Source organism: Clostridium gasigenes, from assembly GCF_900104115.1.
In the GTDB taxonomy this organism is placed as follows: Bacteria; Bacillota; Clostridia; order Clostridiales; family Clostridiaceae; genus Clostridium; species Clostridium gasigenes.
On sequence record NZ_FNJM01000001.1, the window covers coordinates 993425 to 1007952 of the forward strand.

The following is a 14528-nucleotide window of genomic DNA, read 5'->3' on the forward strand; positions in this document are numbered from 1 at the left end:
TTACATTTCACCCCTATTTTTAGAAGTGTTTAGTATTTGTCTTAGTTCTTCAATATCTTCCTCTGATAAACTTTCTGATTTAACAAAGTTAACAAACATAGAATTAAATGATCCATTAAACACTCTATTTACAAATGATTCACTTTCTTCTTTAATGCATTCTTTCTCTGATACTAATGAGTAATAAAAATATTCTTTTGATTTTTTCTCAAATGAAATTGCTTTTTTATTTAAAAGTCTATTTATTAAACTTTTAATAGTTGATGACGTCCACTTACTCTTATCATTAAGTTCATTAATTATTTCACTAGATGTTATCTTTGAACTACTCCAAATTATTTTCATAACTTCCCACTCAGCATCTGATATTTTAGGTAACATTTCATTGCCTCCTTTTTAATTACAAACGTAATCTATTATATATTTACGTTTGTAATCAATAAATTATGACAGTTTTACAAAAAAAATAAGAGAACCAAATTTATAGTTCTCATAATGAACGTTGTAATTTTTTTTAAGTCTTTTAGTTTATTTAAAATAAAATATTATATTTTGGAATACTGAAATATCTTGATTTATATTTTTATATGAATGTGGCTTATTAGCCATAAATCTAATAGAATTACCTTTTTGTAGTATAAACTTTTTATCATTTATAGTTATCTCAATTTGACCTTCAGTAACTATAATATACTCTTCAACTCCATCATTATGGGGAGTAGATATATGGTTACAACCTGGTCCTAACTCTATAGTAAATATTTCAAAACCTTTGTTTGAATCAAATGGAAATATTGGATATAACTTCATTCTATTATTTTCTTCTATTATTGGACTAATATCATTCTGATATATTACTTTCAAATCATCTTGATTTTCATCAACAAAAAATGAAAAGGATACTTTTAATCCCGTTGAAATTTTCCATAGTGTAGACACTGTTGGATTTGATTGTGCTCTTTCTATTTGACCTAACATTGCCTTGCTAACACCAGTCAACTTAGCCACTTCATCTAAACTTAAATTTCTTTCATTACGTATACTTTTTAATTTATTACCTATAATTAAATTTAAATTTTTCATTATTTAACTCCTTATATAATTATATTCCTAATCTTATTTTAATTTTATATTCACATACTACTAATAATCTTTTATAGATTTTGCATTCTATATCATATAATTATTTTATACTAATTTATTATTTCTGTAAATTACATATTGTGCTACATAACATACACATGTATAATATAACATACAGAATTTGTTTTCTTTATAAAAATAATTTTAAATACAAGGAGTTTTATAATGACAAAAGCATTTATACTAGGAATAATAGCCTCATTCTTTTTTTCATTTACTTTTATACTTAATCAGCAAATGAATGTTTCTGGTGGTAGTTGGCTTTGGAGTTCATCACTAAGATATATTTTTATGTTACCTATTCTATTTATTATCATGATTATAAAAAATGAATTATTAGATGTATTGAATGATATAGTAAAAAGACCTATTCAATGGATTACTTGGAGTACAATAGGCTTTGGCTTATTTTATGCTCCTTTAAGTTTTGCTTCAGTATATAGTTCCTCATGGTTAGTTGCTGGGACTTGGCAAATAACTATAGTTGCAGGTGCACTTATGTCTCCATTATTTTCAAAAAATATTGAGACTAAAAGTGGATTATGTAAAACAAGAAATAAAATCCCTAAGAAATCTCTACTAATGTCTTCAATAATTTTATTAGGTATATTTTCAATGCAGTTTGAAGAAGCAACAAATATATCTTTTTTAGAAACACTTTTAGGTATTGTACCTGTTGTTTTAGCTTCATTTGCTTATCCACTTGGCAATCGAAAAATGATGGAAATTTGTGATAATAGATTTAATACATTTCAAAGAGTATTTGGTATGACACTATGTAGTATGCCTTTTTGGATAATTATATCTATCTCTGGAGTATTAACTGTTGGTTTACCAAGTAAAGGCCAAATAATTCAGTCTTTAATAGTTGCAGTTTTCTCAGGAATTATTGCTACAATACTATTTTTTAAAGCAACTGATATAGTAAGGAATGATATAAATAAGTTAGCGGTAATAGAATCAACACAAGCCGGTGAGGTAATATTTACACTTTTAGGAGGCGTATTTATATTTAATGATAAAATCCCAACAACTATTGGACTAATAGGATTAATGCTCGTGGTTATTGGAATGATTTTAAATAGCATTACACCCTTATACAAGTAATTAAAAATAACTTTCACAAAATAAAAGAGATTTGGTCTATTATCAATACCAAATCTCCTTTCTACATTTCTTAAATTTATCATTATTTTAAATTGTATAACTTAGTTACAATATATTATCCCAATCCGATTTTCCTCTTTTAATAAATTTACCTCGTCCCTTTTTCCCTACAAATTTATTATCCCTAACTATTATTTCACCACGTGAAATAGTTAATATAGGATAACCCTTCACCTTTATTCCTTCATATGCAGAATAATCTACATTAGAATGTAATTTAGAGTTCGTTATAGTAACTTCTTTATCTGGATCAATTATAACTATATCTGCATCTGATCCAACTTGTATAGTTCCCTTCTTTGGATATAATCCGAATATTTTAGCTGGCTTTGTGCAACATACATCTACAAATTTATTTATACTTATTCTATTTTTCATAACCCCTTCTGAAAAAATAAGAGGAATCCTCTCTTCTATTCCTGGTGCTCCATTTGGGCACTTAGTAAAATCATCTTTCCCCATTTGTTTCTCTTTATTAAAAGCAAATGGACAATGATCTGTTGCTATTGTTTGTATATACCCTTCATTAATTCCCATCCACAATGCTTCTCCATTTTTCTTTTCTCTTAATGGAGGACTTATTATATATTTCAATCCCTCATTATTTGGTAAACTATATTTACTTTCATCTAATATTAGATATTGTGGACAAGTTTCTGAATATACTTTTTGCCCTCTTTCTCTTGCCATCTTTATATAGTCTAATCCTAAAGCTGATGATAAATGAACTATATAAAGAGGTGCCTCTTTAGCTATTGCTGCAAGATTTATCATTCTATTTACAGCTTCTCCTTCACTTTCAACTGGTCTACTTAAAGGATGATAAATAGGGCTTTTAAATCCACTTTTAACATACTCTTCCCTTAATCTTTTTATACTTCCATGGTTTTCACAATGAACAGTTGTAATTCCTTTTAAGTCTTTTAGTTTATTTAATACTCTCAATACGTTTTCATCATCAATCATATAATCATATGTTAAATAAAGCTTGAAGCTAGATATTCCTTCATCTTCAACTATCTCCTCCATCTCATCTAGGATATCATCGTTTACATGTTGAATAACCCCATGAAAGCTATAGTCAATTACAGCTCTGCCATCTGCATGTCCATGATAAACCTCAACTTGATGTTTCAAGTTACAGCCTTTAGGTCCAAAACCCATATGATCTATTATAGTCGTAGTTCCCCCACAAGCTGCTGCCACTGTACCCGTATAGAAATCATCATTTGCAACAGCAATTCCTACATCTAAATCTAAATGAGTATGAACATCTACTCCCCCAGGAATTATATATTTATTTTTTGCATCTATTATTTCATCTGCATCTTTTATAATATTTATACCAATTTCTTTTATAACACCATCTTCAATGTAAATATCTCCTTTATAAATATCACTAGCTGTTACTACAGTTCCATTTTTTATTAATAAAGACATTCTTATCCCTCCGTCTTATTATCATTTCTATATTATTTACTTTTCTTTACTACTTATATATTATTTACTTTTCTTTACTACTTATATATTATCATACTTATTAGCAAATCTAAAACATATGAATTATCATGTTTGAATCAAGTAAACTATATACTCTTCTAGATTCTTTTTAAAATTATGTTATTATATAAGTATACAAATAATTTACTACTAGGAGGATACTATGAGAGTTGGAATAATAGGAATAGGTAACATTTGTAAAAAAGCATATCTGCCAATTATAACTGCTATGGAAGATTTAGAACTGGTTTTATGTACTCGTAATGAGAATACTAGGAAAGAAATTAGTAAGAAATATAGAATTAAAGAAGCTGTATCTACAGTAGATGAGCTAATCAAAAGAAACGTTGATTGTGCCTTTGTTCATAGTTCAACAAAAACACACTTCTCCCTTTGCAAAACCCTTTTAGAAAACGGAATTCACGTCTATGTAGACAAACCCCTAAGCTATAATTTAGATGAGAGCCTTGAATTGCTTTCCATTGCAAAGAAAAACAATAGAATTTTAAAAGTTGGTTTCAATAGACGAAATGCACCAATGATTCATGACCTAAAGAATATGGGTCATGCAGATATTATCATTATGCAAAAAAATAGAGTCTCAGCTTCACTAAATCCAAGGGTATTTCTATATGATGATTTTATTCATGTTTTGGATACTGTAAGATTTTTAATGGGTAATGATTATAAAAATATAAGAGTAGATGCACTAAAGGATGACAAAAAGCTAAAGAATATTGTGGTTACACTTTCTAATTCTACTACCACTGCTATTGCCATTATGAATAGAGATAATGGAACTAATGAAGAAAATATAGAAATAATGGTTTCTGGTAAAAAGGCTGTAGTTAGAAGCCTTACTCAAACTACCTTTTATGAAAACAATCTTACTACAATTAAAGATTTTGGTGATTGGGAAAATACTCTTTATAAGAGAGGATTCACTTCTATAATTGAAAGCTTTATAGAGGAAGTAGCTTCTGGCACTATTTCATATGAATCATTAGAAGATGCTATTAAGAGTCATAAATTATGTGAGGAAATATTAGAGTTGTTATAGTAATCCCCTTTCACTGAGGTGCTTACGGTTCCCACCAGTTTTCAAGGAGACAATAGAATTTATAAATTTTATCTCAGATACTAAAATATCAGAAAAAATTACAATAAAAACAATAACTTCGAGTAAGTTACTGTTTTTACTGTAACTGCTAGATAAATAATAGCTTAAAGATCTTCTGAAAATCATTGAATGTAATATTTTTCTATACAAAAACTGTTTGTTATTTATCATTATGCCCCAATTAATTCTCTTACAAAATCTGTTTTAGGATTTTCCATTATTTCAGTTGGAGCCCCAACTTGTATTATCTGTCCCTTATCCATTACAAGCACTCTAGTTCCAAGCTTTAATGCTTCTTTAATATCATGAGTAATAAATACAATTGTAACATTAAGTTCCTTATAAATACGTAGTATTTCTTCTTGTAATAGCTTTCTTGTTATTTCATCAACTGCCCCAAAAGGTTCATCCATAAGCAATATATCTGGCGAAGAAGCTAAAGCTCTTGCAAGCCCAACTCTTTGACGCTGGCCACCCGATAGTTCACTTGGATAACGATCTAGCATATCTTCACTTAAACCAACAACTTTTATTAACTTTAAAGCCTTAGCTGCTATTTTACTTTTATCATCCTTCTTTGTTAAATTAGGTACATACGATATATTTTTCCTTATATTCATATGTGGAAATAATCCAACTCCTTGAATAACATACCCAATTTTTCTCCTTAATTGAATTTGATTCACCACTGATATATCTTCTCCATTTACATGAACTTTGCCACTATCTGGTGTAAGTAATCCATTAATAAGTTTTAGTACAGTTGTCTTACCACAACCTGAACTACCTATTATAGTTAAAAACTCACCTTTATTTATATTTAAATTAAATTCATTTAATATTAGATTATTACCATATCCCTTAGAAACACCTTCTAGTTTTATAACCCCTTGCTTTTCCATCTATATTTCTCCCTCTGATATTATTATTTTAATAATCCCTTACTTACTAGAAATTCTTTTGCAACTACTTTTTCATCAATACCATCAGTTTCTACTTTATTATTTAACTTTGCCATTTCTTTGTCAGTTAAAATATTTTCCATTTTCATTAAAATTGATTCTAGTTCTGGGTATTTTTTAAGAACATCTTCACTGACAACTGTTCCACAATAATATGTTTGGTAGAAATTTTTATCATCTTTAAGAACTACAATATCAGAAGTTGCAAGTTGTCCATCCGTTGTGAATGTATTCATTACATCTATTTCCTTAGAATTTATGGCTTTATACTTAAGTCCAATATCCATATCAGATGATTTTTTAAACTTTAATCCATATTTAGCACATAATGCATTAAATCCATCTTCCCTTTCATAAAAATCATATTCAGCTCCAAATGTAAGCTCAGATGAATATGCTGCAAGATCAGAATAAGTCTTTATATTGTACTTTTCTGCAAGATCCTTTCTTATTACTAATCCATAAGTATTATTAAATCCATATAATCCAACCCACTTTAAATTGTACTCACTTTCATATTTTTCTGTAAGACCTTTATATAATGTTTCATCATCCGGAATTCCCTCTTCTTTTAGCACAAAACTCCAACCAGTGCCTGTATATTCTGGGTAAAGGTCAAAATCACCTTTTAGAATAGCTGGATGAATATTACTTGTTCCACCCCCTACTCCCTTAGTTATTTCAACATTTAGGTTAGTATTTTCCTCAATAAGTAATGATAACATTTCTCCTAAAATAAATTGTTCAGTCATTGGCTTAGTGGCTATTTTAATAGTTTCTTTTTTCTTTGAACATCCTACAAAAGAAATTATCAAAGTAAATAATATAAGTATTGAAATTTTTTTATAATGTTTCTTGAAATTTTTCATTGTATTAACCTCCATTTCCTTTTAATTATTTTTTCTACACTTCCAATAATAAAATCAGCTACTAATGCCAGTAATGCTATTAATAAACTTCCTGCAATTGTCATAATTGAATTATTAGTAGTTATTCCTCTATAAATAGCGACCCCAAGCCCACCTGCTCCAATAAAAGAAGCAATGCCTGCAAGTGCGATTGTCATAACTACCATATTTCTAAGTCCTGACAAAATCACTGTAGTAGCTAGCGGAAGTTTAATTTTATATAATATTTCAAAAGATGTACTTCCCATTCCTTTAGCCGCTTCAATTATTGAAGAATCAATATTTTCTATCCCTGTATATGTATTTCTAACCATTGGTAAAAGTGCATAAATTGTAAGTGTTATTATTGCTGTTGTATTTCCAATTCCTGAAAAAGGAATTAAAAATCCAAGAAGTGATATTGATGGAATTGTATAAATAAAATTTGTTATACTAAGAATAAAGGTAGATGTCTTTTTAAACTCACTAATTAAAACTCCCAAAACTAACCCAATTATTGCTGCTATTAATATAGAAAATCCTGCAATTTTCAAATGTTCAATTATTAGTTTTAAGAAAAAATCCCACCTATCAATATACAACTGAAATACTTCTTTAATCATTTAAACCTCCAATTTTCTTGATTATATATTACCTTTTTCATTAATTATCACTACGATTAATCTTAATAAATCCTTCCTTACTATATTATTCTTTAAAAAGGAAAAAATTCCCTAAAATTACTTTTAGAGAATCCATATCATATTCTTCTATAATATTAATCAACACTTAGGAAGCTTCAAAAAATAACTAGTAATATTCTTTCCACTACCTTATTCTATATAAGATTTTTTACATAACAACAAATAAATAATTGAAACTAAAATTGAAACTATTAATAATCCAATAAATAGCCATTCCTTATTTAAATGGTATATATATGCTGAAACTATAGGCCCAAGTGCATATCCCGACGCTTCAGCAGCTCCTACAAATCCAAATACAATTCCTTTTATATTATCATTTTCCCCAAACTCCAAAAGCAAACTTTGAAGTGATGCATTTAAGAAAGTAGCTCCTAAGAAATATACTACAATAATTATTGTAAATATTATTATTCCTCTTACAAAGGATAATCCCAGTAATGCTAAATTCATAACAATAAATGAAATAAATAATTGCTTTTTATTTCCTATCTTATCACTTACCCATCCACCTAAAGGGGCAAAAATACCAAATACAAATAAATATATAGCTATTATTGCAGAAGTATACCAAGCTGTTCCTCCTAATACCTCTTGTCCGTAAAATGGAAAAATTGATACTATGCAACCATATATAAAGTCTCCAAGTAATGCAATAGCTCCTAACATAATAATTTTACATCCAAGTTTATATTTTTTTATATCTGCAATTATTACTTTCATTTTACTTTTATCTTTATTCTTAAGCTTTATATTTTTATTTTTTTTAGTCTTAACATCAACTTTCTTTATCTTTAAGGTTACAAATATTAAAGTTAACAAAATTCCAACTGATGATATGTAAAATACCATATTATAATTATTAAATTTTGCTACAATAAAGCCACCTATAGCTGCCCCTATTCCACCACCAAGTGTAAAAACTGCTGAGGCAAACCCTGTACATTCTCCTCTTTTTTTCTCATCTAATGATCTTGATAAAATTGAAAATGTAGCAGGTGCTGCCATTCCAAGTATGGCTCCTTGCATAATATATATACCACTTGCCAATATTTTACCACTTGCAAAAGTATATGCAAAAGGTACAAAAACCATTAAAGCTAAAGCTATTATTAACATTAACTTATCGCCTATTGCATCAGATACCAAACCAAAAGGCATTTGACACAAGGCTTTACTTACTCCATATAAAGACATTACTATACCTATATTCATAGTGCTAAGTCCTATAGAATTAAAGAACAGAGGAATTATAGGTATAATAAAACTATAACTAATACCAAAAGAAAAACGTGAAATACAAAAATTCAACAGTTCTTTTTTCTTAAATAAAATACTATTTTTAATATTCATAGTTAACTCCTATAATATTGAATTCTTAATTCATTTTAGTATTTTACTATTCTTAGTTTTTTTATACTAATAATTTATTATATACGAGCTTTTTTATGAAGAAACAAATAAATAACTGAAACTAAAATTGAAACTACTAATAAACCTAGAAATAACCATGATTTATTTATCCTGTATATATACGCTGAAATCATTGGCCCAAGTGCATATCCCAAGGATTCAGATGCACCAACAAACCCAAATACAATACCTTTAATTTTATGGTTATCACCAAATTCTGAAAGTGAACTTTGTAGTGATGCATTTAGGAAAGTAGCTCCTAAAAAATATATAATTATTATAATTGTAAAATAAGCTACATTTCTTGTAAAAGCTAATCCTAGTAATGTAATATTCATAACAGCAAAAGAAATAAATAATTGTTTTTTATTTCCTATTTTATCACTTACAAAGCCAGCAACAGGTGCTCCTAATCCAAAAATCATCAAATAAATTGATATCATTGCAGATGTATATACTGTAGATGTACCTAAAACATCTTTTCCATAAAAATGAAAAAGTGCTACAACACATCCATATATAAAATCACCCAAAAATGCAATAGTACCTAATACTATAATCTTATATTTAAGGTTATATTTTTTTATTTCCTCAAATATTTCTTTCCGTCTACTTTTATTTCTGTGCCTATTAAATTTTTCTTTAACATAAATTAAGTTTGATTTTCTTATTTGTAAAGTAACATATATTAATGTAATAAATATTCCAATTGAAGATATGTAAAATACCATATTATAGTTTCCTAGTTTTGCTACAATTAATCCACTAATAGCCGCGCCAATGCCACCACCAATTGTAAAAACTGCTGATGCTAGCCCTGTACTTTGTCCTCTCTTTTTTCCATCTAAGGATCTTGATAAAATTGAAAAAGTTGCCGGAGCCGCCATCCCAAGAATGGCCCCTTGTAATATGCATATACTACTAATTAATAAACTATTACTTGCTAAAGTGTAGGCAAAAGGAATAAAACTCATTAATAATAATGCTATCATTATAGTTAATTTATCTCCTATAGTATCCGATACAATACCAAAAGGTATTTGAATTAAAGTTTTACTTACCCCATATAAAGACATTATTGTTCCAATCATTACAGTAGTAATTCCCATAGAATCAAAAAAAAGCGGTATTATAGGAATCATAAGACTATAACTTATTCCAAAAATAAATCTATAAATACAAAATTGGCGTAACTCTCCCTTTCCAAATAATACATTATCTTTAACAATCATCTTTATCTCCTATAATATTAATAGAATAACTTTTCATAAAACCATTATTCATTTTAGTATATTCTAAGAAATTTCATATTATTTATTTTATATTTCTACTTATCCTAAAGCTCTTTCAAATACTAATTTTATTATCTAAAATGAACCCAACTACTAAATTTAATTGAGCTACATAATCACCCTCTTCAATTTTTATGTCAATGACATCATAAAAAAGGATATCTATTTTAATGATATTATCATCATTAATAGATATCCTAATTCTTTATAATAAATATCTCTAAGTAATAAAGATATTTTTTTATAATTTACACTCTCTAAACTATAAATAATAATTGCACCTGGAAATCATCTCCTCATCCCAGGTGTCGCCAAAGTAAGTGATAGTCCCTAAACTAAGTTTTCTATCTGTTACTTTCAACTACTTCCTTATATGCATTTGTGTCTGTGTACATTTCATCTTTTAATACATTGAATTTATTTTTACGTATTTTACTAAATTGGTAAACTACTAATGCAATGTTAGCTATTAAAGATATTAAACTCGCACTAAAGAAAGCTACTTTGTTGTGAGTAGTAGCTACTGGAGCTATCTTATCTGCAAATTGTGGTATAGTCATTACAAACATAATCCATAATGCTAGTGTTTGTGCACGATGTTGTAACCATGCTCCTCTTTTTATAAAGAAAGCAGGGATTGTACATGATAGTAATAATACTAGTCCACAATAGAATGAATGGTCTGCTATACAATTATATGTATATGCAAAATTCCATAAATCATAAGCTATAATCCAAGGCCAAATCATATCAGGCCAAATCATATCTTTTGTTTCATTTTTAGAAATAAATATGCCTGCCCAACCACAAATTGCTATAATATTAAGCAATCCTGCTATACCATTCATAATATTCCAAGGTCCTGACATTACCCAAAGGTTGTCTACACTTGCGCCATTCCATGCCCCATATGAAAAACATTGAAAATCACGAATAGCTGCTTCTAAAATATTAACCGCTAATATAATTGCTGGTACGCATATTGCCCATCTCTTTTTAACAAGTTTTGGAAGGTAACGAAGCCCCATAAACCAAATACACCCTGCTAATGCTGAATAAGTTTTTACCCAGTTAAACCAAGTGCCTGTACCATATTCATTTCCAGGCGCTGCAGTTGTTGGCCAAACAAATATAGTTAGTAGTATAGGTAACACTATAAATAGTACTATACCTCCCCACTTTGTTGAACGACCAAATTCATTGAAAGCCATTAAAGAAAATAAAACAAATAAACAAATGGCCCAACCATTAAATCCAATTGACTCATAGAAAATACCCATAATATATAATTCCTCCTTATAAATAAATTTTGTTATAATTCCATAAACATAACTCATTATTATTATTATTCTTATTTTTTTGAATTAATGTTTTATTTTATAATTATAGTCCCTTTATTTTTTTTATGTCAAACCTCTATATAACCGACTAGTCAGTATAATGTTCGTCCTTTTGTTAACTTACTTTGTTTTTCTCCACCTTCCTCCCATTATTGTAAATACCGACTTCATAAAACATAAAATGACATTATACTTTTATATATCACACCTATTTATTTATAATAAAAGACTGCAATAAAGTTTTTAGCTTTATCACAGTCTATAATTACTCAAAGGTTTTTTCAACATTCCTTGCACATAAAAATCATCTCATCCTCTAAATCTTTAATCTTTAATCTTTAATCTTTAATCTTTAATCTTTAATCTTTAATCTTTAACTTTTTTTCATTTTAGTATTTCAGCTATCTGCTCATCAGTTAAATCAATATGATAAAATTTACTACAAAAATCTTTTACTTCTTTATTAATATCAATTTTATACTTATCTGGATATAGTAAATTACCAAGCCACTGAACACCAATAATACGGTTAATAGATGGAGGGCTACCCATAAAGCTATAAGGTTTATTTGGAATTTTATACACCTGCTTATTTTTAACAGCCTCTAAATCTTGCCACACGGGTTCTGAAATAATTTTATTATAAAGATCATCAGTATCTACAATAATTACATCCGGTTGCCATAATGAAAGTTGCTCAAATGATATTTGTGTTCCCCCTCCTGATGAAGCAACTTCAACTTGTGCTACGTTTTTCCCACCGGCTACTTCAATTGCTTGAGCCTGAAATGATCCTGATGCATTAGTATTAAGGCCTTCTTTACCTAATGCAAAATAAACAGATTTTTTTTCGTTATCCTTTAAATTTTTACTAATATCATTAGCCTTATCAATTACACTTTTGCAATATTTAGCATATTCTTCTCCTTGTTTTTCTTCTCCTACTAATTTACCCAGCATATTATAAGTTTTATCCATATTAGCTAAATTAGCCTCTACGAATATAACTGGAATTCCTAATTGTTCCTGTAATTTATCCATATCTTCAGCTACGTTTTTTTTAGCTTCTCCAATGTCTACAATAATATCTGGTGCTGCTTTTAGTAGTGCTTCCATATTTAAATTTGCATTTTTTCCATAGAACTGTCCAAATTTGGGTAAATTCCAATACTTCTCATCAAAATATTTCTTCGAATCTTCTGAGAAATCAGTAGCAAGACCTCCTAATTTATCTGGACAAGCAGTGTATAGTACAATTTGAGCTAGAGGCCCAGATGGTGCTATAGCTTTTATATCCGTTGGAATAGTTACTTCTCTCCCAGATGAATCAGTAAATATTCTTGTTTCTTTTACTACGGCCGTCGTTTCTGTAGATTTTGCTTTATTATCACAGCCAAAAAAGCTTGTGGTAATTATGATTGCAAGAAAAGCCAGAGTTATTTTTGATTTTTTCATAGTTGCCCTCCTAATATTTTTTCTATCCTAATTTCCTTTCCACATTCTACTAGTGGTGAATACTTACACTCCTTAATAATCTCACTACACTTTAAAGTATCTGTAATCACTGCTCCGCTTAATTCAGTTACTCCATATTTAAATAAAATTGGTGTCATAGGTGTAGTTGGTCCAACTAAAATAACTTTTGCATTACTAGATAGTTCTAATAATCTTGGTAATGTTTTATTTATAATAGTTGAACCTGTTATAAATACATAATCCATAAAGGGCAGAATATATTCGCAAGCACTTTCTGGATAATCCCCCTCTTTTGGATTTTTTTCTATAATGTAAAGGTCTTTAACCTTATCAGTAAAATTACTAATATTTCTAAAGTGTCCTATAATAGCTACTTTTTTATCTTTCACTTTATTTTCATAGGCTACAAATGTATCTTTGTTATCTAAGAATCTAAGTTCCCTATTTTTATTAATTAGATTTTCAATTTTTTTATTATCATTATAATAAAGATTTAATGCTGCAGCTCCCATACTTGCTTCAGATAAATTCCATGATTTTATCGCTGCTGCAACTTCCTTTAGTGATTTGCCTATAGGACTCTCTTTAATAATAGGTGGAATACTAGTGCCCGAGGTATTCATAGCAACTCCAATTCTATCTCCAGACCTTACCATTACAAAGCGTGGACCATAAATCACCTCATCTACAGTTATATTTATTGGGACCTCTTTAATTAGTTCATTATATAATTGCCACATATTCAATCCCTTCTTTTGGAATACAGATTTTATATTTACTATTTTCTACATTTAATAAAGATATAGATATTCCATATATTTTTTCTAATAATTTCTCTGTTATAGTCTCTTCTGTCTTTCCATAAGCTACTATTGCACCATCAACTATAGCTAATACTTTATCCGCAAAAAGCAATGCATGATCTGGATTATGAGTTGATTGGATAATTAGATACCCTTTACCGGAAAACTCCTTTACTTTTTTCATTACTTGTATTTGATTTCCATAATCTAAATTAGCGCAAGGCTCATCCATAATTAAAATCTTAGCCTGTTGTGAAATCGCTCTGGCAATTAATACAAGTTGCTGCTCTCCACCACTTAACTTAGAATAATTTCTATTAATAAGATGTTCTATATTTAATGATTTCAGCGCTTCTAACACAATTTTTTTCTCCTTATGGCCTGGACACCCAAACCTCCCCAACCTAGATGTTGTACCCATTAACACCATATCCATTACCGAGAAATTAAAAGTAGAATTATGACTTTGTGGAATATATGCAACCTTTGAAGCAAGTTCCTGCTCACACATGGTTTTGATATCCTTTCCATCTACTTCAATGCTCCCCTTATATCCAGATAAAAGACCTAATACACATTTAAACAAAGTACTTTTACCAACACCATTTTTACCTAATATACAAACAAGATTTCCCTCTGATGCCTTAAAATTAATATTTTTCAATACTTGAGAATAATGATACCCAAAGGATAAATTCTTTATTATTAATTCCATTCTATT

Annotated in this window: 14 protein-coding genes; 2 read left to right on the plus strand and 12 right to left on the minus strand. The window is 28.7% G+C overall.

The genetic code is table 11. The annotated features are described in order from the left end of the window. Together BLS77_RS04815 and BLS77_RS04820 are read right to left on the minus strand one after the other, a co-directional pair. Positions 1-381, minus strand: coding sequence for a BlaI/MecI/CopY family transcriptional regulator (locus BLS77_RS04815; RefSeq protein WP_089966385.1), 381 nt, complete (start codon positions 379-381; stop codon positions 1-3). A gap of 147 nt (positions 382-528) precedes the next feature. Next, the gene (locus tag BLS77_RS04820; protein ID WP_089966387.1) at positions 529-1083 is read right to left on the minus strand and encodes a helix-turn-helix domain-containing protein; all 555 of its coding nucleotides are present in this window, start codon (positions 1081-1083) and stop codon (positions 529-531) included. Between the two features lie 225 nt (positions 1084-1308). On the opposite strand from BLS77_RS04820, the gene BLS77_RS04825 reads away from it, so the two are divergent. Then, entirely contained in the window at positions 1309-2250 is a 942-nt protein-coding gene (locus BLS77_RS04825) for a DMT family transporter (protein WP_089966389.1), read from the plus strand. Positions 2251-2355: 105 nt separating this feature from the next. On the opposite strand, the gene hydA is transcribed toward BLS77_RS04825, so the two are convergent. Next, positions 2356-3750, minus strand: a complete 1395-nt coding sequence (gene hydA, locus BLS77_RS04830; protein WP_089966391.1) for a dihydropyrimidinase — start codon at positions 3748-3750, stop codon at positions 2356-2358. Between the two features lie 223 nt (positions 3751-3973). Between hydA and BLS77_RS04835 the strand changes: the two genes are divergently transcribed. Then, positions 3974-4870, plus strand: coding sequence for a Gfo/Idh/MocA family protein (locus tag BLS77_RS04835; protein ID WP_089966393.1), 897 nt, complete (start codon positions 3974-3976; stop codon positions 4868-4870). Positions 4871-5100: 230 nt separating this feature from the next. Here the strand turns inward: BLS77_RS04835 and BLS77_RS04840 are convergent, their stop codons facing one another. From BLS77_RS04840 to BLS77_RS04880, 9 genes are all read right to left on the minus strand, one after another. After that, entirely contained in the window at positions 5101-5832 is a 732-nt protein-coding gene (locus tag BLS77_RS04840) for an ATP-binding cassette domain-containing protein (protein WP_089966395.1), read from the minus strand. A 23-nt stretch (positions 5833-5855) separates the two neighbouring features. After that, entirely contained in the window at positions 5856-6761 is a 906-nt protein-coding gene (locus BLS77_RS20215; protein ID WP_216109564.1) for a glycine betaine ABC transporter substrate-binding protein, read from the minus strand. Further along, positions 6758-7402: an ABC transporter permease gene (locus BLS77_RS20220; protein WP_089966399.1), complete on the minus strand. Its 645-nt coding sequence runs from the start codon at positions 7400-7402 to the stop codon at positions 6758-6760. The genes BLS77_RS20215 and BLS77_RS20220 overlap by 4 nt, the downstream gene beginning before the upstream one ends. A 210-nt stretch (positions 7403-7612) precedes the next feature. Further along, positions 7613-8836 carry an MFS transporter gene (locus BLS77_RS04855; RefSeq protein ID WP_089966400.1) on the minus strand — a complete coding sequence of 408 codons (1224 nt, stop codon included), beginning with the start codon at positions 8834-8836 and terminating at the stop codon, positions 7613-7615. Between the two features lie 77 nt (positions 8837-8913). Next, positions 8914-10128 (minus strand): MFS transporter, encoded by a 1215-nt coding sequence (locus BLS77_RS04860; RefSeq protein ID WP_089966402.1) that lies wholly within the window; start codon positions 10126-10128, stop codon positions 8914-8916. A gap of 404 nt (positions 10129-10532) precedes the next feature. Continuing rightward, positions 10533-11468 (minus strand): DUF5692 family protein, encoded by a 936-nt coding sequence (locus BLS77_RS04865; RefSeq protein ID WP_089966404.1) that lies wholly within the window; start codon positions 11466-11468, stop codon positions 10533-10535. Positions 11469-11912: 444 nt separating this feature from the next. Then, positions 11913-12983: an ABC transporter substrate-binding protein gene (locus BLS77_RS04870; RefSeq protein WP_089966406.1), complete on the minus strand. Its 1071-nt coding sequence runs from the start codon at positions 12981-12983 to the stop codon at positions 11913-11915. Continuing rightward, complete coding sequence (locus tag BLS77_RS04875; protein ID WP_089966408.1) at positions 12980-13744, minus strand: Rossmann-like domain-containing protein; 765 nt, start codon at positions 13742-13744, stop codon at positions 12980-12982. Before BLS77_RS04875 ends, BLS77_RS04870 begins: the two co-directional genes overlap by 4 nt. Continuing rightward, the gene (locus BLS77_RS04880) at positions 13728-14522 is read right to left on the minus strand and encodes an ABC transporter ATP-binding protein (protein WP_089966410.1); all 795 of its coding nucleotides are present in this window, start codon (positions 14520-14522) and stop codon (positions 13728-13730) included. Before BLS77_RS04880 ends, BLS77_RS04875 begins: the two co-directional genes overlap by 17 nt. Positions 14523-14528: the final 6 nt, after the last annotated feature.